The organism is Pseudomonas sp. GV047 (genome assembly GCF_003058245.1).
Taxonomy (GTDB): Bacteria; Pseudomonadota; Gammaproteobacteria; order Pseudomonadales; family Pseudomonadaceae; genus Aquipseudomonas; species Aquipseudomonas marginalis.
This window is the reverse complement of sequence record NZ_QCWA01000001.1, coordinates 771,293-794,389: the sequence shown is the minus strand read 5'-3', so window position 1 is coordinate 794,389 and position 23,097 is coordinate 771,293. Positions and strand designations below refer to the sequence as shown.

At 64.0% G+C, this 23,097-nt stretch carries 18 protein-coding genes and 1 pseudogene; 5 read left to right on the top strand and 14 right to left on the bottom strand.

The genetic code is table 11. From position 1 onward, the window contains the following. Positions 1-10: 10 nt before the first annotated feature. From C8K58_RS03610 to C8K58_RS03570, 9 genes are all read right to left on the bottom strand, one after another. Positions 11-952, bottom strand: a complete 942-nt coding sequence (locus C8K58_RS03610) for a helix-turn-helix domain-containing protein (RefSeq protein WP_027606674.1) — start codon at positions 950-952, stop codon at positions 11-13. A gap of 77 nt (positions 953-1,029) precedes the next feature. Further along, positions 1,030-1,809: a 2-keto-4-pentenoate hydratase gene (locus tag C8K58_RS03605; RefSeq protein ID WP_027606675.1), complete on the bottom strand. Its 780-nt coding sequence runs from the start codon at positions 1,807-1,809 to the stop codon at positions 1,030-1,032. Continuing rightward, positions 1,806-3,413 (bottom strand): bifunctional 3-(3-hydroxy-phenyl)propionate/3-hydroxycinnamic acid hydroxylase, encoded by a 1,608-nt coding sequence (locus C8K58_RS03600; protein WP_027606676.1) that lies wholly within the window; start codon positions 3,411-3,413, stop codon positions 1,806-1,808. Before C8K58_RS03600 ends, C8K58_RS03605 begins: the two co-directional genes overlap by 4 nt. A 63-nt stretch (positions 3,414-3,476) precedes the next feature. Then, entirely contained in the window at positions 3,477-4,079 is a 603-nt protein-coding gene (locus tag C8K58_RS03595; RefSeq protein WP_027606677.1) for an amino acid synthesis family protein, read from the bottom strand. Between the two features lie 10 nt (positions 4,080-4,089). Further along, positions 4,090-4,548 (bottom strand): VOC family protein, encoded by a 459-nt coding sequence (locus tag C8K58_RS03590; RefSeq protein WP_012724261.1) that lies wholly within the window; start codon positions 4,546-4,548, stop codon positions 4,090-4,092. A gap of 11 nt (positions 4,549-4,559) precedes the next feature. Beyond that, entirely contained in the window at positions 4,560-5,600 is a 1,041-nt protein-coding gene (locus C8K58_RS03585) for a YCF48-related protein (RefSeq protein ID WP_027606678.1), read from the bottom strand. A gap of 12 nt (positions 5,601-5,612) precedes the next feature. Beyond that, a complete protein-coding gene (locus C8K58_RS03580; protein WP_027606679.1) occupies positions 5,613-6,407 on the bottom strand; it encodes an SDR family NAD(P)-dependent oxidoreductase in 795 nt (264 codons plus the stop codon). A 27-nt stretch (positions 6,408-6,434) separates the two neighbouring features. Then, entirely contained in the window at positions 6,435-7,925 is a 1,491-nt protein-coding gene (locus tag C8K58_RS03575; RefSeq protein WP_027606680.1) for an aldehyde dehydrogenase family protein, read from the bottom strand. An 11-nt stretch (positions 7,926-7,936) separates the two neighbouring features. After that, the gene (locus tag C8K58_RS03570) at positions 7,937-9,478 is read right to left on the bottom strand and encodes an acetolactate synthase large subunit (protein WP_027606681.1); all 1,542 of its coding nucleotides are present in this window, start codon (positions 9,476-9,478) and stop codon (positions 7,937-7,939) included. A 237-nt stretch (positions 9,479-9,715) separates the two neighbouring features. Here C8K58_RS03570 and C8K58_RS03565 point away from each other — a divergent pair, with 237 nt between their 5' ends. Next, positions 9,716-10,474, top strand: a complete 759-nt coding sequence (locus tag C8K58_RS03565) for an IclR family transcriptional regulator (RefSeq protein ID WP_027606682.1) — start codon at positions 9,716-9,718, stop codon at positions 10,472-10,474. A 9-nt stretch (positions 10,475-10,483) separates the two neighbouring features. Here the strand turns inward: C8K58_RS03565 and C8K58_RS03560 are convergent, their stop codons facing one another. From C8K58_RS03560 to C8K58_RS03550, 3 genes are all read right to left on the bottom strand, one after another. Then, on the bottom strand, positions 10,484-11,809 hold the full coding sequence (locus C8K58_RS03560) for a hypothetical protein (protein WP_027606683.1): 1,326 nt from the start codon (positions 11,807-11,809) through the stop codon (positions 10,484-10,486). A 3-nt stretch (positions 11,810-11,812) separates the two neighbouring features. Further along, entirely contained in the window at positions 11,813-13,243 is a 1,431-nt protein-coding gene (locus tag C8K58_RS03555; RefSeq protein ID WP_027606684.1) for an aldehyde dehydrogenase family protein, read from the bottom strand. A 91-nt stretch (positions 13,244-13,334) separates the two neighbouring features. Then, positions 13,335-14,783, bottom strand: coding sequence for an APC family permease (locus tag C8K58_RS03550; RefSeq protein WP_027606685.1), 1,449 nt, complete (start codon positions 14,781-14,783; stop codon positions 13,335-13,337). Between the two features lie 328 nt (positions 14,784-15,111). Between C8K58_RS03550 and C8K58_RS32950 the strand changes: the two are divergent. Both C8K58_RS32950 and C8K58_RS32945 read left to right on the top strand, forming a co-directional pair. After that, a pseudogene (locus C8K58_RS32950) lies at positions 15,112-16,305 on the top strand (HAMP domain-containing protein); the annotation flags it as partial. A gap of 102 nt (positions 16,306-16,407) precedes the next feature. Further along, positions 16,408-17,163, top strand: a complete 756-nt coding sequence (locus tag C8K58_RS32945) for a methyl-accepting chemotaxis protein (RefSeq protein ID WP_370671276.1) — start codon at positions 16,408-16,410, stop codon at positions 17,161-17,163. A gap of 212 nt (positions 17,164-17,375) precedes the next feature. On the opposite strand, the gene C8K58_RS03540 is transcribed toward C8K58_RS32945, so the two are convergent. Further along, on the bottom strand, positions 17,376-18,824 hold the full coding sequence (locus tag C8K58_RS03540; RefSeq protein WP_027606687.1) for an APC family permease: 1,449 nt from the start codon (positions 18,822-18,824) through the stop codon (positions 17,376-17,378). A gap of 223 nt (positions 18,825-19,047) precedes the next feature. After that, a complete protein-coding gene (locus C8K58_RS03535; protein WP_027606688.1) occupies positions 19,048-20,016 on the bottom strand; it encodes a helix-turn-helix domain-containing protein in 969 nt (322 codons plus the stop codon). A gap of 191 nt (positions 20,017-20,207) precedes the next feature. Here C8K58_RS03535 and C8K58_RS03530 point away from each other — a divergent pair, with 191 nt between their 5' ends. Then, positions 20,208-21,584: an aspartate aminotransferase family protein gene (locus tag C8K58_RS03530; protein WP_027606689.1), complete on the top strand. Its 1,377-nt coding sequence runs from the start codon at positions 20,208-20,210 to the stop codon at positions 21,582-21,584. A gap of 27 nt (positions 21,585-21,611) precedes the next feature. Beyond that, the gene (locus C8K58_RS03525; protein WP_027606690.1) at positions 21,612-23,066 is read left to right on the top strand and encodes an aldehyde dehydrogenase; all 1,455 of its coding nucleotides are present in this window, start codon (positions 21,612-21,614) and stop codon (positions 23,064-23,066) included. The last annotated feature ends 31 nt before the right edge of the window (positions 23,067-23,097 follow it).

The window sequence follows — 23,097 nt, the reverse complement described above, 5'->3', positions numbered from 1 at the left end:
CTTCGTCTATTCAGCCGATCGCCCGCCGGGTGTGCGAAGGCGACTCGCCAAACAACTCGCGGTAATGGGCGGCAAAGTGGCTCAGGTGGAAAAAGCCCATCGCCACCGCCACATCACCGACGTTCTGGCTGCAGGCCGGCGTTGCGATCAGGCGTCGACGCACCGCATTCAGGCGCAGGTTGCGCAGGTACTCCAGCGGACGCATGCCGGTCACCGCCTGGAAACTGTTCTGCAGGGTGCGCCGGCTGACCCGCAGGTGTTCGCACAGGTCGAGGATGCTCAGCGGGGTATCGCCGCTGGCATCGATCAACTCCTGGCAACGCTTGACCAGGTACGCACTCACGGCGAAGTTGCCGCGACGGCAGCGCACCTCATCGGTGGCATTGCTGAACAGGTCGAGAAACGCATTGAGCAACTCGTCTTCGAGCATGTTCTCGGCGGTTGCACTGATGGCCTCGGGTTGTTGCAAAAGGTGACGAAACAGCGGGTAGATGCGCTGGCGTATCCGCAGCAGTAACGCGTCATCCACGCACAGCTGGGAGCGGGTGCTCAAGCGCTTGAGCTGGTCGCTGGACAACTCGAAGGCGGCGAGTTTGGCGAAACGCACCGTGTCGACGTTGAAAGCGAAGAAGTGCGTGCCTTCCGGCGCATGCAGCACAAACTCCTCGCAAGCGCGCAACAGCACCACACTGTGGGTGCCCACCTGCTGGCCCTGCACGACGGGCTCGCCGCCCAATGACATGGCCGCGCACAGCCGTCCCTTGGGCGCATGGCCGCGCTGCACCACGCGTTTGTCCAATACTTCCTGGAAGATCTGAAAGCGCTCGGCCGACAGCTGGCGCAGCTCACTGGTCAGGCAGCCGCGCCCCAGTTGGTCATACACCTGCTGCCAGCCCTGGATGGAACCGGCGTGCAGTTGAGGGTCATTGAAGGTTCGAACTTCGGCAAGCATGGTGGTCGTTCCTCGGGGGCCCCGTTGTTGTCATCGGCCTGAAGGGGACTCAAGTCATCCATGACGGCAGCTGTCGCTTACACGGGGGTGGTGTCCGCGGTGAAAAGCAAAGCCAGTTCCGTGCCAAACATCTGCAGGCGGTAGGTGGCGGGCTGGATATCCATGGGCGCCAACAACGCACCGGACAGCACCACCTGCCCGGCCTCCACCGGCTGACCGTCGGCCAGCAGACGGCGAACCAGCCAGCACAGGTTGGTCAGCGGCGAGTCCTCCCGGCCCTCGGTATCGCCTTCGCCGCACAGCGCGCCGGCACATTCCAGGCGATAGGCGACGTGGGTGTGCGCGACGGCATCGAACGCGCTTCGTGGCCCCAGGCAATACAGCCCCGCCGCCGCATTGTCGGCAAGAAAGGCTCCGACCCCGAACGCCCAGCCCTGCCAACGGCAGTCGGCAATCTCGAACGCCGGCGCCACTTCGGCAATCGCGTCCAGGATCTGTTCATCGCTGTAGTCACCGGGCGCGAGGCTGCGCCCCAGCACAATCGCCACTTCGATCTCCAGCTTGGGCTGGATCAAGCGCGACAGCGCCACCGCCGTGTTCGGCTGCACGCACATCGCGTCGGTCAGGCCGCCATACACCGGTTCGTCAATGCCGAAGCGCCGTTGCGCGGCGCTGCCGGCGAAGGCGATCTTCCAACCGCTGAACTGTTCGCCCGCCGCCAGGCGCGCATCCAGCGCCTGGCGTTGCAGGGCGTAGCCGCCGCGCAGGTCCAACGCCTCGGGGGCCAGTGGCGCAATCGCTTGCACCGCACGCGTGGCCTGGTCTAACTGATTCAATACGCCCGTATCGATGCTCATGACAGCTGCCCCGCTAACTTGCGTAATACCGCGTCAAGTCGCTCAGGCGTGGTAATGGCGGCGACAAACCGGTCAGGACGCACCACGACGACGCAGTCACGCACCCTGGAGAACCATTCGCCGAGGCGGTTATCCACATCCTCCACGCTGATGGCGTCCGTGGCCGTCAAGGGCTGGTGGCGGCCCAGGCCGCTGCGCGAGCGATTGACCTGGATAAAGCGCGTGTCCCAGCGCGCCCAGAACCTTGCCATGTCTTCGCTCAGTGGCTCACGGGGATTGACCCGGTAACCCAGCACCGCATAGGAATTGCCCAGCACGTCATCCAGGCGCCGACGCTGGCCCTGGGCGTCTTCGATAAACGGCTGCACAAACAGCTGGCCCACCAGGTCGTCTTCACGCAGTTCGGCACGTTCGTGATAGACCAGCCCTTTGGTGAGGGTGGCCTTGGGTTTGAACTTGAACTCCAGCAGGTGCGAACGCAGGTTATCGACGCTGTTCACCGCCTGGAACAACCAGTCGCGCACGCCGGCCATCAACGGGTTGGTCAGCCCCAGTACCGTGCCCATATTGTCGGCCAGGGCCACCAGTTCGGTGGCGTGCCCGCGACGTTCCTGGTCGTAGCTGGCGAGGATCCCATGGGCCGCACGCCCCTGGATGATCGCGGCCAGTTTCCAGGCCACGTTGGCCACGTCGCGCAACCCGGAATTAAGGCCCTGCCCGGCCCAGGGTGGCGATATATGCGCGGCATCGCCGACCAGTGCCACACGCCCCTGGACAAACCGCGCCGCCACACGCGAATGGTGGGTGTAGGCGCGGATACGGATGATATTCAGCGCGTCCACGGCGTCGCCGATATGCCCACGGATCAGGTCGCGAATGGTGTTCTCGTCACACATCTTCGCCTCGTCCTCGCCCTCCATCAGCATGAATTCCCAGCGCCGCTGCTGGTACGGCAGGTAGATGCACACGAAGGGCCGCTGCGGGTCGGCGTGCAGGGCGGTGTAAGGCGCATCCAGGGTGTCATTGGCGGTATCGACCACCACCCATTTGCGCGCATGGGTCAGCCCCAGCAGTTCGACGCCGAGCTTTTTGCGTACGGTGGAGCGCCCGCCATCGGCGCCGATCACGTAATCGGCGCGCAGCTGATAGACCTCGCCCTGGGCATCGCGCACCTGCAAGGTCACGCTCTCCCCATCCTGTTCCAGCTCCAGCATTTCATGGCCCTGGCGCAACACCACAGTGCTGCGCTGCCCCAGGGTTTCGCGCAGCGTGCCTTCGAGCAACTGCTGCATGAAAATGTTGCGCATCGGCCAGCCGTACTGCGCGGCACTTGGCTTGACCTCGGCAAAACACACGCCCCGCGCGTTGTAATAACGCAGCGGCACATCGCAGATCATGTCACGCACTGCCAATTCGGCGATGCCGATCGCCTGCAACACGCGCAGCGCTTCATCATCCATGCCCACCGCGCGTGGGTAAGGCAGTATGCAGTCGGCAAGCTCAAGGACGACGCAGTCGATACCGTACATCCCCATATAGTGCGCGGCCGTGATCCCATTGGGCCCGCCCCCGACAATCACAACCTGGGTCTTCTCCTGCTTCATCGCTGTTCACCGCTTTCTTGTTGTGGTTTTAAACCGGCGTTGCCAAGGCCCGCACGCGTGTCATCAGTGCAGCCCGTCAACGCCCTGGATGTCTTCGGCACGCAGGCCACCCAGCCGTGCGTGCAGGCGCCCGCGCGTGGCGAAGGCCCAGATCACGATGACTTCGTCCGGCGCGGGGCCGTCGCCGAACATCAGCGACATGCTGTCGTAGTGGGAACGTACGTAGAGCGCATCCTTGTGCGCCAGGGGTACGTCGATGGTCGAACCCGGGCCGCCGCGCTTGCCGGTGGAAGGCACCCACGACTTGCCACCGCCCAGCGCGACGCGAATCGGATCGGCGGCCGGGTTGGTCAGGAACGCGTTGCCGTGCTCGTATTCGCCCGCGCTGCCCACCAGGATCGCCTTACCATAGCTGACAATCTCATGGGCACCGGCCAGTGCCTGTATGCGCCGGCCAAACTCTTCGCCCAGCAACGGCGATGGGTCGACCAGTTCGGCGAGCGACTCGCTGTAGCGACCGGCATAGGGGTTGGCGATCACGGCGGCGATCGCGTACTTGAACAGGGGCTCGCCATCGGCCAGCTGGCCGGTTTCGTTGGCCAGGGTTTCTTCGACAAAGCTGTACCATTTGCGGATGTGATACGTAGCAAAATTCGCGGTTTTCATCAGGGTTGCCTCAAAGTGGGTCGAGTGGATCCAGGTTGAAATGTCGGCTCGGCGCGCCGGCGGCCTTGAACCGGGCCTTGCCGCGCGCATCGTCGTGTTCGGTCTCGAGGAAGAACTCCATGCGATTGCCGTCGGGGTCGTTGAAATACACGCCATGGCCGATCTCGTGATCGGTGATCTTCACCACCTCGACGCCCTTGCCCAGCAACATGCCGTAGAGCTGGCGCAGGGTGGTCATGTCCCCGGCGATTTCCAGGCCGTAGTGCTGCAGGCCCAACCCGCCTTGATGGGCGCCGGGGTCGGCGCGAATCAGGGCGATGTCGTGGTGCTTGCCGCCAAATGCCATCATGACCCAGCTCTCGCCCCGGGCACTTTCGTGCATGCCCAGGATGTCGGCGTACCAGCGTGCCGACACGTCAGGGTCACTGACCCACAGCGATAAGTGAGTCCGCAGGATCTCGATCTTCATGGCGTTATCCCTCAGTGCTTTTTGACGATGGATTGATGCCCGGACTTGATCTGCGCAACCGCAGGCGTCCAGAGCACATCAGCGATCTCGCTGAATTCCCGCCAATGCTTCTGCCAGCCGTCACCGCCATTGTCGGAGGTGAACAAATGCCCGTACTTGGTGCCCGCCACGATCTGTCGCGGGTTGGCCGGGTTGAAGGCAATCGCCCAGACACAGGAGTTGGGCTGCTGTGGCAGCGGCAGCACGTTCCAAGTGAGTGCGGCATCACGGGACACCAGGATCTTGCTGGTGGTGCCGGGGGTGCCATCGGAAATACTCAGGTACAGCTCGTTCTGCGTGCCCAACGGCGCGTTCATGGCGCGGATGTAGTACAGGCCGAAGGCTTCGCGACCGATGATGCCGGTCCAGGTCAGCCCCTCGTCCAGGCTGCGGTACACCGCATTGACGCAGACCACCACAATGACTTTCTCGCCGTGGTTGGGCAGCACCAGGATGTTGTGGACGTCGGAGTTGTAGTCCCACAGCAGCCGGTCGTCGACGCGGGTCCAACTGTCGCCGCCGTCGCGGGAATGGAACAGCCCGCCCTCCTCCAGGCCGAACCACAGCTGGTTGCGGTCGGTAGGGTCATAGGCGAAGGCCAGCAGGCGTGGGCGGCTGACGCCGTCGCAGAACTCGGGGATTTCCACCGGGGCGCGATCCCAGCTCAGGCCGCCGTCCAGGGTGCGCCACAACACGGCACGCGAAGGCGCGCCGGTGCCGACGAAAATGCGTTGTGCATCCTGCGGGTCAACCGCAACTTTCCACACGGTCTGCCCGTTGAAAGGCGAATCGATGCGCCGCCAATGCCCACCGGTATCGTGGCTCACACACAAGCCCACATCGGTACCGGCATAGATCCGCTCGGGCGTGTCGGGGTGCAGGCTCAAGGATCGGGTGATCGCATCGAACTCCAGGTCCTGCCCCAGGCCCAGGCGATGCCAGGTACGGCCATCGTCGGCACTGCGGATCACCGCTTGCCCGACGGTGGCGACCAAAAGGGTTCCGTTACTCATCACAAATGCTCCTCAGATATAGATGCCACGGGTCAAGCCACCGTCGATGCCGATGGATTCGCCCGTCACTGCGCCAGCTTTTGGCGATGCCAGGAAGCCGATCAGCCAGCCCATTTCAATCGGTGCGAGGGTGCGGCGAATCGGTGTCGCGTCGATGTAGGCCTGCTCGACCTGCTGCGCGGTCTTGCCTTGCTTGACGGCTTCGCGGTCGTACAGCTCCTGGATATGCGGGGTATCCACCACGCCCGGGTGGATCAGGTTGACCGTGATCCCCGACGGGCCGAGCTGGTCGGACAGGGTCTTGGTCATGTGCGCGATCGCCAGGTTGCGCATGCCCGAAAGCACCTTGCTGCTGCGCCCGGTGAGGCCGCCGATGTTGATGATGCGTCCGAAGCCGGCCGCCTTCATGTGCGGGGTCACAGCCTTGGCGCAGCGGAAATAGCCGATCACCTTGGTGTTGAGGTCCGACAGCAGTTCATCGTCGCCGGCGTGTTCGATGTCATTGCGCACCACACCCGATGGCGCCGCGGCCCCGTTGACCAGGATGTCGATGCGGCCGAAATGCTTGTGAGCCGCCTCGACCATCTCCGACACGGCCTTCATGTCATTGGTGTCGCAGAACAGCGGCAGCACTTCATTGCCGGTCTGTGCACTGATCTCTTCGGCCGCCAGCTGCAGGAACGCCATGCGCCGCGCGCAGATCACCACCTTGCAGCCTTCCTCGGAGAGAAAACGTGCGACTTCCTTGCCGATGCCCATACCGCCACCGGTGACAATGGCCACGCGGCCTTTCAATTCCAGATCCATAGCAATTACCTCGTGTGATTATTCAGTTCAGGCCAGATCGACAAACACGCTTTTGGTCTCGGTGTAGGCATCGATCACGTTCTTGCCCATTTCCCGGCCCCAGCCGGATTGTTTGTAGCCACCGAACGGTGAAGAGGGATCCACCACGTTCCAACAGTTGATCCATACCGAACCGGCCTTGAGCTGTGCCGCCACGCGGTGCGCCGAACGCAGGTCGCGGGTCCACAGGCCGGCGGCGAGGCCATACGGCGAATCGTTGGCGCGCAGCACCAGGTCGTCGATGTCGGTCCAGCTCATGACGGTCAGTACCGGGCCGAAGATTTCTTCGCGGGCCACGCAGGCGCGCTCGGCACGGTCGAGGAACACGCTCGGTTGAATGAAGTGCCCACGCTCCAGGTGCGCGGGGCGCTCGCCGCCACAGATCAGTTCGGCACCCTCCTCCCGGCCCCGCTGCAGGTACCCCTTGACCGTGTTCAACTGCCGCGCAGACACCAACGGCCCCATGCTGTTGGCCGGGTCCAGGCCATTGCCCAGCACATAGGCGGCGGCATGGCGCTGCAATTCTTCGAGCACCTGGTCGAGCACACTGGCGTGCACATACAGGCGCGAGCCAGCCGTGCACACCTGGCCCTGGTTGTAGAAAATCCCATCGGCGGCCCCCTTGGCGGCGCGCACAATGTCGGCGTCGGGCAGGATGATGTTCGGCGACTTGCCGCCCAGTTCCAGTGAGACCTTTTTCATGTTGCGGGTAGCCGCCTGGGCGATCAGCCGCCCGACCTGGGTCGAGCCGGTAAAGGCGATCTTGTCCACGTCGGGGTGCTGTGCCAGCGGTGCACCCGTGTCGGCACCCAGGCCGGTGATCAGGTTGACGACGCCGGCGGGGAAACCTGCGGCCTCGATCAGTTGCACCAGGCGGATCGCGACCAGCGGGGTCTGCTCGGCGGGCTTGAGCACCGCCACGCAACCGGTGGCCAACGCCGGGCCGAGCTTCCACACGCACATGGTCAACGGGAAGTTCCACGGCACGATCAGCGCGCAGACCCCCACCGGTTCGCGCAACGTGTAGTTGAGCATCGGCGCGCCGCTGGCCGGGGATACGGGCAGCGTGCTGCCTTCGATCTTGGTGGGCCAGCCGGCGAAGTAGCGAATGATGTTTGCCGCGCTGGCCGCCTCACCGCGCGCGTTGGCGATAGGTTTGCCGTTCTCCAGGGTGATCAGTTGCGCCAGTTCCTCGCGGTGCTGATCCAACAGATCGGCCAGGCGAAACAGCAACAGGCCGCGCTGCACCGGTGACTGCAAGGCCCACGTGCCGGTGAAGGCTGCGCGGGCGGCCGCAACGGCCGCATTCACATCGCGTTCATCGCCTTGGGCGACTTCGGCCAGGGTCTGTTCGGTGGCCGGGTTTTCCACGGCAAAGCGACGACCGCCGACGGCGTCCTGCCAGGTGCCGCCGATAAACAGGCGACCGGGCTGCGCCAGGAATGCCTGGACGGCAGGTAATAATTCGAGCGGATGCATAGTCGACTCCTTCACAGCGCCATTTCGATCAGGCAAGGGCCACGGTCGGCCTTGGCATTGGCCAGGGCCCGTTGCAGTTCGGCATTGGTCTGGACCGTGCAGGCCGGTACTCCGTAGCCTTTGGCCAGGGCCTTCCAGTCGATACGCGGGTTGTCGAGCACGGTCAGGCGCAGGGCCTGGGGGTCCATTTCGGTCATGCCGAAACGGCGCAGCTCGTTCTGCAAAATCGCGTAGCGATGGTTGGCGGCAATCAGGATCACCACCGGCAACTGCTCGCGTGCGATGCTCCACAGGGTCTGGATGGTGTACTGGGCACTGCCGTCGGATTGCAGGCAGAACACGCTATTGCCGCGTTCCGCCAAAGCGGCGCCGAAGCCCACCGGAATCCCCTGGCCGATCGCGCCACCGGTATTGGTCAATACCCGATGCCGCGCGGCGCGGGCGGAGGCGGTAAAGAACGGGTAGCCGCAGGTGCCGCCCTCGACCGAGACAATGCTGTCGTGGGGCAGTGACGCAGCGAGCACTTGGCCGATCGACTGCGGTGTCAGTTCGGCATGGCCGGGCGGCAGTTCGATGCCCTCCGGCGTCGGCACGTAGGCCGGTGCAGCCAGGGCATCGGCCAGCGCCGTCAACGCGCCGGCGACATCGTCACCGACCTCGGCCAGGCTCAGCAGGCGCTCACGCTCGGCGAGGCGCGACGGGATGCCTTCGTAGCCAAAGTAACTGATGGGCTCCGGCACGCCTGCACAGATGACCAGGTCGTACTGCTCAAGGATTTCAATCGCCACTTCCGGGAAATACGGCAGGCGATCCAGGTCGGGCAAGCCACCGCCACGGTAGCTCAGGCGCGGAAAGGTCTCGGCAAACAGGCGCACGCCGGGCAGTTGCGCCAGGCGTCCCGCCGCTTCCAGGCCCGCGACCGACAAGCCCTCATCGCCGACGATAAACACCAGCCGCTGGCCGTCACGCAATGCCTGCGCCACGGTTTCGACCCGGTCACCGGCAAACCGACGAACCGGTGCGCGCAGAGGGGCGAATACACCGTTATGGGTCACTGCGTGGGCCTGCAGGTCCATGGGCAGGATCAGGCTGGCGATCTGGCCTTTGGCCTGCCAGGCCGCACGCACGGCTTCCTGCAGATCCTCACCGATACCGGCAGCGGTGCGCGAGGTGCGCACCCAACCGGAAACGGCACCGGCCAGGGCCTGGATGTCGCTGGCCAAGGGCGGATCGTAGTTGACATGCCAGGAGGCGTGATCGCCGATGACGTTGACGATCGGCGTATTGGCCCGACGCGCGTTGTGCAGGTTGGCGATGCCATTGGCAAAGCCCGGCCCCAGGTGGGTCAGGGTCATGGCCGGCTTGCCGGCGATCCGGCCATAGCCGTCCGCAGCCCCCGTGCAGACCCCTTCGAACAGCGACAACACCGGCTTGAGAGCAGGTGCGCTGGCCATGGCGGCCACCAGGGGAATCTCGGTGGTCCCGGGGTTGGCGAAGCAGTACTCGATACCGCTTGCCGCTGCCGCATTCACTATCAGTTGCGCACCATTCATTTTCAGCCCTCTTGCTTGAGCATTTGCAGTGATGAGATTTATCACATACAAATCCGCAACCAACAAGCATTTTATGTTTGTTTTTCTCATTAAGTGAGATTTATGCGACTTAAACACCCTTAAAATCTAACCCGCGATTGCGTTTTTCTCTCACTGCGGTAGTGTTGCGCCAGCGCTTGGGCAACCGGCTCCCCGTGGGGACGCCACAAGCGCCCTTCCCTTTCTTTTAGGAACACAATGAGCAGCCTGAGCAAATTGCTGAGCATCCTCGACCTGTTCGGTCCGCAAATGCTAAAGATCGACCCCGACACCATTGCCGAGCGCATGGGCCTGTCACGGGCGACCGTGTACCGCTACGTCAAGGATTTGTGTGACGCCGGCCTGCTGACCCGCGTGGACGCCGGCAGCTACGGCCTGGGCCCGCGGGTCATCGAGCTGGACTGGATGATGCGCCAGTACGACCCGATCCTTCTCGCCGGGCGCGAGCTGATGCACGAGCTGTCGGCGCAAACGGGCCTGGCGGTGTTCGCCAGCGTGTTTTACGACGGGCGCATCATCAACACCTACATCGCCGAACCCACCGACACCTATCACTTCGCGTTCGGGCGCGGGCAACCGCTGCCGTTTTTCCGCGGGGCACAATCGAAGGTCTTGATCGCCTTCCAGAAAGGACGCCGCCTGCAACGCCTGTTCGACGAGCACATGGCCAACGACCCGGACAGCCCGTATGACTGGGCGGGCTTCTCCAGGGCCGCGAAAAAAATCCGCAAGGACGGCTACTGCCTGACCCACGACGAACTCAACCTGGGCCTGACCGGTATCGCTGCGCCGATCATCCAGGCGGACCTCGACGAGGTGGTCGGCAGCCTGTCGGCCGTCGGCACCACCCAGAACTTCAAGCTGCTGCGCCAGGAAACCGTGATCGAAATGGTCATGGACACCACCCAGCGGATTGCCGAAAACATGCGCAACCCGCCGAGCCACACCGCCCCCTAGGCGTCATGCTCAGAACGGCACGGCCAGCGTCAACTGGCTGTACAGGTTGGTGCCGTTGCCGCCGACCTGATTGCCCCCGGTGGTCGCGTCCTGCCTGGGTGTGTACAGCCCCACCAGCGGGGTGATGATCAAGTGCGGGTTGACCGCCCACTCGGCGTACACATCCAACTCACGGCCATCGAGGTTCAACGCGTTGCTTTTGCGCACGGTGGCGTAGTCGAAATACAGCGCGCCCAGGCTCAGGTTTTCCAGTGGGGTTGCCTTCAGCCCGACATGGTGGATGCGGGTATTGGTGTTGAACGGCCCGGCGTAGTTGCCGGCCACTTCGCCCTGGAACCAGGTGCCGTAGCCCGTGCTCTGGCCGGTGAACAGTGCATCCCAGTTCTGCGAATAGCGGGTGTAGCGATACGTCACCTTGGGCGCCCAGGCGATATCGGCGAAGGTGTAGCCCGCTTCGCCGTACCAGGCTTTTTCTGGCCCCGCGTCCTTGTCCTGCCAGGCGTACTCGAAGGCCAGGCTGACGTTGGGGATGCCCGCATCGCCCTCACCGCGCACGCTGTAGACATTCATGCCCTTGCGCTGGCGTTGAAAGTCGCTGGCCCATTGATCGTTCACGTCCAGGCCGTGCACCCAGGTCAAGCCGAGCGTCCCCGGCCGGGCGGTGTAGTCCAGGGTCGCGGCGGCCAGTTCGGTTTCGGCCTGGATACGGTTATCGGACTTGAGCCACAGCACACTGCCGTGCAGGCCATCCTGCCCCCCCAGGCGCACCACCGCGGTTTGGTCGAACGCGTGCCGGGCCGCCAGGTAGTAGGCGCCCCCACGGTTCAAGGTGCCATCCGCCGGGCCCTTGCCCGGGTTCAGCCCATCGTCGTTGATCAGGAACCCTCGGCCGACCTTGACCACCTGGCGCCCGCCGGAAATATCCACGCCGTCTTGACCGAGCGCCGGGAACAGATCGCCGGAGCGCCAGCCCAGGTAGGCGTCTTCAATCTTCGTGGTGCGCTCGGTGCCGAGGCTGTTGCCACCCGGATCGCCATCGCCCCACGTGGCGGAGCTGACCAGGGCAAATGCCCCGTAGGCGCGGCCAATGCCGCCGAGTGCCTGGTCGCCACTCAAGCCATACTTGATAAAGCCTTCACGCCAACTGGAGCCGCCCGGCGTGCCATCGTAGTTCTTGCGACTGTTGAACTGACCGAACACCGCGGTCATGTCGGCGTTGAGGTGACGGCTCTCATCGCTGTACAGCTCATAAGCGTGCACCTGACTGATAGCGCCGAGCGCCAGGGTGCACACAAGCGTGCAACCGAATACGGGATGACGGGATAGATAACGCATGGCTCAAACTCCTTCTTCGACAGCCTGCTTGCGCACAAACAACAGTTGCTGCCCCGTGAACTCCAGCAGCCCCTCCAGACCGAACTCGACACCGAACCCCGACATCTTGCTGCCGCCAAACGGCGTGTTCGGCTGGATCTGGGCGTGGCAGTTGACCCACGCCACACCACTCTCCAGGCGACTGGCCAAGGCCTGGGCCTGCTCGACATCCGGCCCCCAGACCGAGCCGCCGAGGCCCATGTCACCGGCATTGGCGCGCTTCAGGACATCCTCGACATCCCGGTAGGCAATCAACGGCAACACCGGGCCGAACTGTTCTTCGTCCACCAGGCGATGGCCGTCGGTCACGTCCGCCACCAGGGTGGGTGGATAGAAAAACCCGGGGTGGTCCAGACGCGCACCGCCGCACAACACCCGCGCACCGTTGGCCCGTGCGTCATCGACCAGGGCTTCCACCAGTTCCAGTTGCTCAAGGTTCTGCACCGGCCCGAAGGTGACACCGGCGTCCAGGCCGTCGCCCACGACCTGGCGCGCCGCAATGTGCATCAGCGCGTCGGCAAAAGCCTCGTACTGCGACTCATGGATATACAGGCGTTTGAGCGCAGCACAGGTCTGGCCCATGTTGAGAAAGGCCGCCTGGAAGATCGCCTCGGCCACCGCCTCCACCGGCGTGCCGGGCAACACGATGGCGGCGTCGTTACCGCCCAGTTCCAGGGTCAGGCGCTTGAGGTTGCTGGCGGCACCGCGCATCACGCTTTGCCCGGTGGCCGTGGAACCGGTGAACACGATCTTCTGGATCCCCGGGTGCGAGGTGATCGCACTGCCGAAGCCCTGCTCGCCGGTCACGCAGTTGATCACGCCACGGGGCACATGCCGGGCAATGATCTCGGCCAGGCCCAGGGTGCTCAGCGGCGTCAGGCTCGACGGTTTGCTGATCACGCAGTTGCCGGCACGCAGCGCCGGCATGATGTGCCAGACGGCGATCATGAACGGCCAGTTCCAGGGGGTGATCGACGCCACCACGCCCAAGGGTTTGCGGTGCAGCTCAATGCGCTGGGTGGGCGTTTCTTCCACCCGTTCCACCGCAATTTCCTGCCCGGCCGCGTAGCGGGTCCAGGCGGCGGCGCCCATGACCTCGGAAAAGGCCAGCTCCAATGGCTTGCCCTGTTCCAGCACAATCAGCCGGGCCAGTGATGGGGCCTCCTGCTCGATATCGGCGGCAATCGCCAACAAACGTTCACAGCGATCAGGGTGGCTGCTGTGGCGCCAGCTCTTGAAGGCCAACTGCGCGGCGTTCACCGCCTGGTCGAGTTGCCCCAGGGAACCGGCCGGGCATTGGGCGAACACGGCCCCGGTGGCCGGGTTGATCACATCGAACCGGCCTTCTTCACCGGCCACCTGGATCCCATCGATGAGCATTTTATAGTTGTGCATTTGAAACCTTCCTTTCACACGCTGGCGCGCCATGCCGAGCAACGGCAGGCTGCGATTGTCTGGTTAGTCGAGCGATAAAAACGCGGGGGCCTTAAAGCTTGTGGCTGCCCAAGGCCAGGAAGCGTTGCGGCGAGCTGTTGCGCAGTCGCGCGGCGAGCACGATGCCGATGATCAAGGCCGCCGGAATAATCGCGCAGAGGCTGTAGGACAGCAGTTGGCTGGCACCGGTCAGCACATCGAAATGCACCACCGCCAACACCAGCACCATCACCAGCGCCAGGCACGAAATACCGGGCAGGATCCGTCCACGCAAGAGCCCGACCTTCAGCTCGGGATGCCGATGGAAGTAGACGCACACCGACACCGAGGTCAGCGCCATCAACAGGATCACGCACAACGTGGCCAGGTTGGACAGCCAGGCAAACAGTTGCAGGATCGGATCGGCATCCATCGCGGCAAATATCAGCACCACGACCGCAGCGATCAGGCTTTGCAACGCCGAGCCCATATGCGGGCTCTGGTGCACGCGATGGGTGGTGCCCAGCAGGCTGTGCAACAGGCCGTCGCGGCCGATGGCGTAGAAGTAACGCGCGGCGGCGTTGTGAAAGGCCAACAGCCCGGCATAGATACTGACCATGAACAGCACGCGGATGATCTGGGTCAGCTGCGGGCCGACAAAGTGGTCGGACATGCCATAGATAAAGGTGGTCGGGTCCTGCAGGGACTGCAGCAGCGGCACGATTTTGTCCGCCCCCACGCCCACCACCATCGACCACACCGACAACGCGTAGAAACCACCGATCAGCAACACCGAACAGTAGGTGGCAATCGGGATACTGCGCTTGGGGTTCCTGGCCTCTTCGCCGTAGATAGTGGTGGCCTCGAAGCCGATAAAGGCGGCAAAGCAGAACAGCAAGCCGATTGACGGCGTACCACTGAACACATGACGGCTGCTGAACGAGTCCAGGTTGATGCCGCTGTCGCCGCCGGACTTGAGGATGGCAAAGTCCAGGACCAGGATCGCCAGGTACTCGGCGATCACCACCACCGACAGCACCCGCGCCGACAGGTCAATCTTGCGATAGCCCAGGATCGCGATGCTCACCATCGCCATCAGCGAGTAGGCCCACCAGGGCAGCACCAGGCCGAAGGCGGTTTCCATGGTGCCACTGACCACACCACCGAACATCCCGTACAACCCGACCTGCAGGATGTTATAGGCAAACATCGCCAGCACCCCAGCGGCACCGCCCGCCAGGCCACCCAGGCCACGGGACGTGAACGCGTAAAAGCCACCGGCATTGGTCACGTGGCGCGACATGGTGGTGTAACCCACCGAGAACGCCAGCAGCACCAGCAAGGCCAGGATCAGCAAAGCCGGGGTACCGGCACCGTTGCCCAGCATGATGCCGATCGGGAAGCCGCCGGCGATCACACTCAGCGGGCTTGCCGCCGATATCACGAAGAAGATGATGAAGCCCACACCCAGGGCACCACGCTTGAGCTCCGTAGAGCTGTTGACCGGGATAGATACACTCATGTTGTTGACCTTATTGTATGAGGCAGTCGCTTTTGGGTTGGCCCGACCACACCGCATCGGCACCGGTTAGCGTTTTGTTTTAGTTGCGCGCTGAATTTGATCCTATGCCCGCCCTGGAACGGCTCGCTATCCCAAATCGGTAGCATCCAAAGCCCCGCCCCAAAACAGGTCGGGGCCGCCCGATCCCTCCTCGCGCTGTTGCCGATTCGGGATAGCCGCCCGGCCTGTCATGCCCGCACCCTAGCCTCACCCGTGCTATGCGCGGATGCCGGCAACAAGAATAAGAACGTGCCCATCACCGCCAACGCCCCCGTAGGAAGCCCCAGCCATGCGTCCAGCCCATCTCACCCTCCAATGGCGTATCACCCTGCTGAGCGGACTTTGCCTGCTGGCAGTCGTGGGCGCGCTGATTGGCGCCAGCGCCTACCAGAATCAAACCAGTGCAAAGCTGCTCAAGGAGCAAAGCAGCGCGTTGCTGACACAGGCCGCGCTGGAACGCTTGCAGGCCCAGGCCGTGGCTCATGGCCAACAGGTGGAGCGGTTTTTCAATGAAACCGCGCTGTATGGCGAAGGGTTCGCCCAGCAGGTTCTGCAACTGCGCGAGCAAACCCTCAATGGACGCCTGACGGTCGTGCAATTGCGTCAAGCCCTGGTCGGCATCGCCCGAGAAGCCCTCAGGCAGCGCGAAAAAGTCCTCGGCCTGTACGTGATCATGCTGCCCGATGCACTGGCCGGCAGCGACGCCGACTGGCGCGACCAACGCGCCCTGGCCGGCAATGAAACCGGGCGCTTTGCGCTGTACTGGTCCCAGAGCCAGCCGGGGCAACTGGTGCAGGAGGTGTTGAGCGAGGCACAAATCGCCGCCAACACAGCGCCCCCCGGCAGCGCACCGGCAAACGCCTGGTACGCTTGCCCTCAGGCGCAACGACAGGTGTGTGTGGTCGAGCCGTACACCATCGAAGTGGAAGGCCACAAAGCCCTGATGAGCAGCATTTCCATCCCCCTGATCGTCGACGGCAACGTGCTCGGCGTGGTGGGCATGGACATCAGCCTCGACACCTTGCAGAAACTGGCCGCCAACCTCAGCCAGGACCTCTACCAGGGCGACAGCCAGGTCACCCTGGTGTCGGCTTCGGGTCAAGTGGCGGGACGCAGCGGCGATGTCGCGGGGGAAACCCTGGACATCCGCCAATCCGTGCAAACGGCAGCGGGCACCCCAGCCTGGCAACTGCAGATCAAGGTCCCGCAGGCACGGGTGCAGGCGTCCGCCCGGCAGATGCAGAGCGAACTGGACGACAAAAGCCGTGAGTCCAACTGGCTCAACCTTGGCCTGGGCATCCTGGCCAGCAGCCTGGGGATGTTGCTGATCTGGCTGGCGGCCTACGGCGTGACTCGCCCATTGCTGAAGATGGCCGAGCTGCTCGATGCCATTGTCGAAGGCGACGGGGACCTGACCCAGCGCCTGCCCCTCGGGCGACGCGACGAGCTGGGCCGCCTGGCCAATGGTTTCAACCGTTTCCTCGACACCTTGCAGCCGATTATTCGCGCCATCCAGACCGCGTCCCTGGACACCCGCGACAGCGCCGACACCTCGTCCGGCATTGCCCGCGAAGTCAGTGCCGGTATGCAGCGCCAATACCGCGAAGTGGAGCTGGCCGCCACCGCGCTGCACGAAATGAGCGCCAGTGCCCAGGAAGTGGCCCGTCACTCCCACAGCGCCGCCGACGCCGCCACCGCCGCCGAAAACGCGAGCCGCTCAGGCCAGGCGGTGTTCTCCACCGCCGAACGCAGCATCGAGGCCCTCGACCAACGCCTTGAAACCACCCTCCAGCAAGTCAACGCCCTGGCCGACAGCAGCAACCAGATCGGTCAGGTACTGGACGTGATCAGCGCCATCGCGCAACAGACCAACCTGCTGGCGTTGAATGCGGCTATCGAAGCGGCCCGTGCCGGCGAGCAGGGTCGCGGTTTTGCGGTGGTGGCCGATGAAGTCAGGCACCTGGCCAGCAACACCCAGAGTTCGGTCGAACAGGTACGCACGGTGATCGAAACGTTGCAACAGCTGAGCCAGGCGGTGGTGCACAGTACCCAACTGAGCCGCGAGCAAGCGGGCGGCAGCGTGCTCCAGGTGCAACAGACCCGGGTTGCGCTGGGGCATATTTCCCAGGCCGTGGATGTGATCGAACAAATGAATCAGCAGATCGCCAGTGCGGCCCTGGAGCAGAGCAGCGTGGTGGACGATATCAGCCATCGCGTCAGCGACATCCGCGGTATCAGCGAAACACTCGCCGGGCGCATGCACGAGGCGTCGCAGGCCAGTGACGCATTGCATCAGATGGCCAATCACCAACAACAGCTGGTCGGGCATTTCCGCGTGTAATGGCGTGCCGCCTGACTGAGCTGCGGTGGCCGCCTTTCAACTCTCCAACATTGAATTCCCCCATGATTTATCCACGCCGCTGGCTGATCCTCGGGAGTATTTCCAGCGGGGCCTACTCGGCAGGCGTGGTCATTCCAGCCTGGTTGACCCTTCGACAGCCTTGACCACGCGCTGCTGGTCAGGCTGAGCAGGCAGACACCGCCGCCCACGCCTTAAAGCTTGTGGCTGCCCAAGGCCAGGAACCGCTGCGGCGACGCCTTGCGCAGCCGCGCCGCGAGGAATACACCGCCCAGCAACGCCAGGGGAATGATCGCGCAGAGGCCGTAGGACAGCAGTTGGCTGGCACCGGTCAGCACATCGAAATGCACCACCGCCAGCACCAGCACGGCCACGAGCGCCAGGCACGAGAAACCGGGGAGGATCTGCCCACGCCAGAGCCCGACCTTGAGCTGCGGATGGCGCCGGAAGAACACCAGCACCGCGGCCGAGGTCAGCGCCATCAGCAGGATCACGCACAGCGTGGCCAGGTTGGACAGCCAGGCAAACAGCTGCAGAATCGGATCGGCATCCAGCGCTGCGAAAATCAACACCACCACGGCCGAGATCAGGCTCTGCAAGACCGAGCCCATATGCGGGCTCTGGTGCACCCGATGGGTGGTGCCCAACTGGCTGTGCAACAGGCCGTCACGGCCGATGGCGTAGAAGTAACGGGCGGCGGCGTTGTGAAAGGCCAGCAGGCCGGCATAGATGCTGACCATGAACAGCACGCGGATAACCTGGGTCAGTTGCGGGCCGACAAAGTGGTCGGACATGCCATAGATAAACGTGGTCGGGTCCTGCAAGGCCTGCAGCATCGGCACGATCTTGTCCGCACCCACGCCCACCACCATCGACCACACCGACAACGCGTAGAAACCGCCGATCAGCAACACCGAGCAGTAGGTCGCAATCGGAATGGTGCGCTGCGGGTCCCGGGCTTCTTCACCGTAGATGGTGGTGGCCTCGAAGCCGATAAAGGCGGCGAAGCAGAACAGCAGGCCGATTGACGGCGTGCCGCTGAACACATGGCGGCTGCTGAACGAATCCAGGTTGATGCCGCTGTCGCCACCGGACTTGAGAATGGCGAAATCCAGGACCAGGATCGCCAGGTACTCGGCGATCACCATCACCGACAATACCCGCGCGGACAGGTCGATCTTGCGATACCCCAGGATCGCGATGCTTGCCATCGCCATCAGCGAATAGGACCACCACGGCAGCACCAGGCCGAAGGCGGCTTCCATGGTGCCGCTGACTACCCCGCCGAACATGCCGTACAAGCCGACCTGCAGGATGTTATAGGCAAACATCGCCAGCACCCCGGCCGCGCCACCGGCCAGGCCGCCCAGCCCACGGGCGGTGAACGCGTAGAAACCGCCGGCATTGGTCAGGTGGCGCGCCATGGTGGTGTAACCCACCGAGAACGCCAGCAGTACCAGCAAGGCCAGGATCAGCAACGCCGGGGTGCCCGCGCCGTTACCCAGCATGATGCCGATGGGGAAGCCGCCGGCGATCACACTCAGCGGGCTTGCCGCCGATACCACGAAGAAGATGATAAAGCCCACACCCAGGGCGCCACGCTTGAGCTCCGTGGAGCTGTTGATCGAGTTGGATACACTCATGCTGTTGACCTTATTGTATGAGGCAGTCGCTGTAGGATCGGTGCAGCCGGCTGTCGACCGGTACCGAATAGCTTGTCGTTGTTGTTGCACGCTGGCATCGATCCTATGCCTGCCCGACAGCGTGCCGGTATCCCAAATCGGTAACGCAAGCGCCCACGGCGAAACACCTGCACATCCCGAGCGGACGACGCAGGCTGATTCAGATCTTGCTAAAGGCTTGGGTTCAGGCGCGCACGTTGCCGGTAATGGCGGCGCGGGTCGTGTGGGACGGCAACTGCGCGAACAGCTCCTGGTACTCCGCGGCAAAATGGCTCAGGTGATAGAAGCCCCACTGGGCGGCGGCATCCCCAATCGACAGCTCGGATGCCCGGGTAGACATCAAGGTTCGGCGTACGCCGTTGAGCCTCACTGAGCGCAGGTAATTCAGCGGTGTGGTCTCGGCGACCGAGCGGAAGCTGTTCTGCACCGTGCGCCGACTCACCTGGAGACGCTGGCACAAATCGATCACGCTGGGCACGTCGATCATTTCGGTCGTGGCCAGGCGATGACATTTCTCGACGATAAAGCTGCGCGTGGAACTGGGGCTGCGCTGCTGCTTGTCACAGGCCGGGTCGGTCATCAGTTGCAGCAGCTCGCCGAGCATGGCCTGTTCCAGCGCCGACTCACGCTCGCGCGTGTAGTCGAGGTCATCGTTTACCAGGGCCTCGGAGAACAATGCCAGCAATCGACGCCGGGCCTGGACGAAACGCTGGGGAGACACCTTTATCACCGGTTGGCGCAGCAACCGATTGAGTTCTTTCGCCGACGCCGTCTGTTCCAGCGCCTCTTCGAACAATTCACGCTCAAAGGTAATGGACAAAAGCTCCATGCCCATCGGCATATGGAACATGAACTCCTCTCCACCGTGGAGGAAGAACAGGCTGCTGTCATCCACCTCGCGGCCCTGCATGCGAACCGAGCCGGGCACATTGATCGGCACCGCAAAGCACATCTTGTCGCGAGGCGCCACGCCGTTCTGCACCACACGCTGGTTGATCTGCTCGAGGAACAGGTGGCAACCGGTCGTCGTCAGTTGCATCAGCGAACTCTCGGCCGAACCGGCGGTGAGCTGGCTGTAGTCCTGGCTCCACTGTTGGATGGTGGCTGCGTGGACGTGGATATCGCGGAAATGGCTGATCGTCTGGTTTTTCATTGGGGGGTGTGCCTCTACCAACATTCTTGTTTTTAGATCGCCGATGCCTTTGATACTCGCACATCGGTCACATCCTGCAAATTGTTTATGCGCTGGAATGCCCGCGTCTCATGTGCCGATTCGGGCTACCGGCCGGGAACCCGCGGCGGAGATGATCGGCACACTTAAATCGACATTCCAGAGAGACCGTCATGAGTGAAGCCAACTTTCAAGCCCTGCACTTCGCGGATGCCCCGCACATTGTCTCCGGCACACTGCCCGGCCCCAAGACCTGCGAGGCCCTGGCGCTGTCGGCGCGCACCGAGTCGATGGCACGCGGCGGCGGCCGCATGCCGGTGGCCATGGACCGCGCCTTCGGTGCGACCTTCAAAGACCCCGACGGCAACACCTACATCGACCTGTCCGCCGGCGTCGGTGTCAGCAGCGTCGGCCGCTGCCACCCCAAAGTGGTGCAGGCGATTCGCGAACAGTCCGAAGTGCTGATGCACGCCCTGGAAATCAACAGCACGCGGCGCACCGAATTGGCGGCCAAGCTCTCCGAGATCGCCCCCGATGGCTTGCGTGGCGACTGCGTGACCTTCTTCACCCAGAGCGGCAGCGATGCGCTGGAGGCCGCGATCAAGTTTGCCCGGCGCATTACCGGACGCCACCAGATCATCGCCTTCCATGGCGGCTACCACGGCGTGTGGCATGCCTCGGGCGCGCTGACCACCGGCACCGCCTACCGCAAGGGCTTCGGTGCCCAGATGGGGGGCGTGATCCACGCACCCTACCCGTACGCCTACCGTTTCCCCTTCGACACCACCCACAAAAGCGCCGAGCAGATCGCCGGCGAGTACATCGACTACCTGTTGAACACCCCCTATACCGCCGCCGATGACGTGGCGGCCGTGATCGTGGAGCCGGTGCAGGGCGAAGGCGGCTACGTGCCACCCTCGCCGGAATTCCTGCAATTGCTGCGCCAGGCCTGCGACCGCAGCGGCACATTGCTGATTGTCGATGAAGTGCAATCCGGTGCAGGACGCACCGGCAAGATGTGGGCGGTCGAACATTCCGGCGTGAAGCCCGACATGCTCACCTTCGGCAAGGGCATCGGCAGCGACCTGCCCATGGCCGGGCTGATCATGCGTTCGGACCTGGCGGCCAAGATTCCCGACGGCTCGATGCCCAACACCTTTGCCGCCAACTCGTTGTCGGCGGCCGTGGCGTTGACCAACATCAGCATCCTGCAGGATCCACAACTCGACCTGCTCAACCGCGCCCACACGTTGGGGCTGGAAGCCCAGGCGCATATTCGCGGCTTCAACAGCCCGCTGGTCGGCGAAGTGCGCGGGCGCGGCCTGATGATCGGTATCGAACTGGTCGAGGATCCGCTCACCAAGGCGCCCCTGGCGGGCGAAAAGATCGGCCAGTTGATGGGCTACCTGCTCAACCACGGCGTGCTGATGATCCCCTGCGGCCGCTACAGCAACGTGATGCGCGTGATGCCCTCGCTGACGATCTCCCGCGAACTGTTCTTCAAGGCCCTGGACATCTTCGGCGACGCCCTGGCGTCCCTCAAGGCGTGAGCCTGCCCACTACTCGAGGACCGCAACATGACTGAGCACTTGAATCATTTCATCGAAGGTACGCCCTGCGAAGCCTTCGACCGTCGCCGTTTCGACCTGGTCAACCCCGTGACCGAGCAGGTGTATGGCAGCTCCGCCCGTGGCACCCGCGAAGACGTGGAACGTGCCGTGGCGGCGGCACGCCACCAACTGGAAAGGGGCGACTGGAGCCAACTCGGCGGCGCCCAGCGTGGCCGACTGTTGGCGAAACTGGCCGACCTGGTCGAGCGCGACAGCGAACGGCTGGCCGATCTGGACGCCAATGCCATCGGCCGCTCGCCCATCGAACCGCGCCGGATGGACCTGCCCAACGCGATCGCCAACCTGCGCGCCGCCGCCGGCTGGGCCAATCAGCTCGAAGGTCGCACCATTCCCACCGGCGGTTACTTCGGCACCAAAACCCTGTCGTACACGGTGCGCGAGCCCGTCGGCGTAGTCGGTGCCATCGTGCCCTGGAACTCGCCGCTGATGATCACCGTGTGGAAGCTCGCCGCGTTGCTGGCGGCGGGCTGTACCGTGGTGGTCAAGCCTTCGGAGGAAACCCCGCAGTCGGCCCTGCACCTGGCGCTGCTGGCGCAGGAAGCCGGCTTCCCGGACGGCGTGATCAACGTGGTCACCGGCTACGGCAACGAAGTCGGTCGCGCCCTGTGCGAGCACCCGGATGTGGCCAAGATCAGCTTCACCGGCAGCCCCGAGGCCGGGCGTGAAATCCAGCGCACGGCCGGCGTGCTGTTCAAGCGCGTGGCCCTGGAACTGGGCGGCAAGAGCCCGCAGATTGTGTTCGACGATGCGTCCTTCGACGATGCCCTGCGCGGCTGTGCACTCGGCCTGTTCGCCAACCAGGGCCAGGTGTGTGCCGCCGGCTCGCGGATCCTGGTGCAGCGCAGCCTCGCCGAGCGTTTCGGCGCCGCGCTGGCCGAGGCCGCACACACAGTGAACGTCGGCGACCCGCGCGAGCCCGGGGTACAGATGGGTCCGGTGGCCAAGAAAGCCCAGTTCGATCGCGTCAACCGCTACATCCAGCGGGGCATCGACCAGGGGGCAACCCTGCTGGCCGGCGGCGTCTCGACGCCCGAGCAGGGCTGGTTCGTGCGCCCGACGATCTTCGCCAACGCCCGCAACGACATGGACATCGCCCGGGACGAGATTTTCGGGCCGGTCGGCACGCTGATCACGTTCGACAGCGAAGACGAAGCGATCGCCCTCGCCAACGACAGCACCTACGGCCTGGCGGCCACGGTCTGGACCGGCGACCTGGCCAGGGCGCACCGTGTGGCGGCGGCGGTAAAGGCCGGCGCCGTCGGTATCAACTGCTGGAGCCCGCTGGACGCCAACCTGCCTTGGGGCGGCGTCAAGACCAGCGGTATCGGGCGTGAAGGCGGGTTCAGCGGCGCGCTGGCCTACACCGAGGAGAAAGTCATCACCGTGCTGCTGCCGGCCTGAGCACACGCGCTGTCCTGACCGAGCCACTCTC

Coding starts and splice junctions, on each gene's coding strand:
- C8K58_RS03610 (WP_027606674.1), bottom strand. CDS start 952: ATGCTTGCCGAAGTTCGAACCTTCAATGACCCTCAACTGCACGCCGGT.
- C8K58_RS03605 (WP_027606675.1), bottom strand. CDS start 1,809: ATGAGCATCGATACGGGCGTATTGAATCAGTTAGACCAGGCCACGCGT.
- C8K58_RS03600 (WP_027606676.1), bottom strand. CDS start 3,413: ATGAAGCAGGAGAAGACCCAGGTTGTGATTGTCGGGGGCGGGCCCAAT.
- C8K58_RS03595 (WP_027606677.1), bottom strand. CDS start 4,079: ATGAAAACCGCGAATTTTGCTACGTATCACATCCGCAAATGGTACAGC.
- C8K58_RS03590 (WP_012724261.1), bottom strand. CDS start 4,548: ATGAAGATCGAGATCCTGCGGACTCACTTATCGCTGTGGGTCAGTGAC.
- C8K58_RS03585 (WP_027606678.1), bottom strand. CDS start 5,600: ATGAGTAACGGAACCCTTTTGGTCGCCACCGTCGGGCAAGCGGTGATC.
- C8K58_RS03580 (WP_027606679.1), bottom strand. CDS start 6,407: ATGGATCTGGAATTGAAAGGCCGCGTGGCCATTGTCACCGGTGGCGGT.
- C8K58_RS03575 (WP_027606680.1), bottom strand. CDS start 7,925: ATGCATCCGCTCGAATTATTACCTGCCGTCCAGGCATTCCTGGCGCAG.
- C8K58_RS03570 (WP_027606681.1), bottom strand. CDS start 9,478: ATGAATGGTGCGCAACTGATAGTGAATGCGGCAGCGGCAAGCGGTATC.
- C8K58_RS03565 (WP_027606682.1), top strand. CDS start 9,716: ATGAGCAGCCTGAGCAAATTGCTGAGCATCCTCGACCTGTTCGGTCCG.
- C8K58_RS03560 (WP_027606683.1), bottom strand. CDS start 11,809: ATGCGTTATCTATCCCGTCATCCCGTATTCGGTTGCACGCTTGTGTGC.
- C8K58_RS03555 (WP_027606684.1), bottom strand. CDS start 13,243: ATGCACAACTATAAAATGCTCATCGATGGGATCCAGGTGGCCGGTGAA.
- C8K58_RS03550 (WP_027606685.1), bottom strand. CDS start 14,783: ATGAGTGTATCTATCCCGGTCAACAGCTCTACGGAGCTCAAGCGTGGT.
- C8K58_RS32945 (WP_370671276.1), top strand. CDS start 16,408: ATGCAGCGCCAATACCGCGAAGTGGAGCTGGCCGCCACCGCGCTGCAC.
- C8K58_RS03540 (WP_027606687.1), bottom strand. CDS start 18,824: ATGAGTGTATCCAACTCGATCAACAGCTCCACGGAGCTCAAGCGTGGC.
- C8K58_RS03535 (WP_027606688.1), bottom strand. CDS start 20,016: ATGAAAAACCAGACGATCAGCCATTTCCGCGATATCCACGTCCACGCA.
- C8K58_RS03530 (WP_027606689.1), top strand. CDS start 20,208: ATGAGTGAAGCCAACTTTCAAGCCCTGCACTTCGCGGATGCCCCGCAC.
- C8K58_RS03525 (WP_027606690.1), top strand. CDS start 21,612: ATGACTGAGCACTTGAATCATTTCATCGAAGGTACGCCCTGCGAAGCC.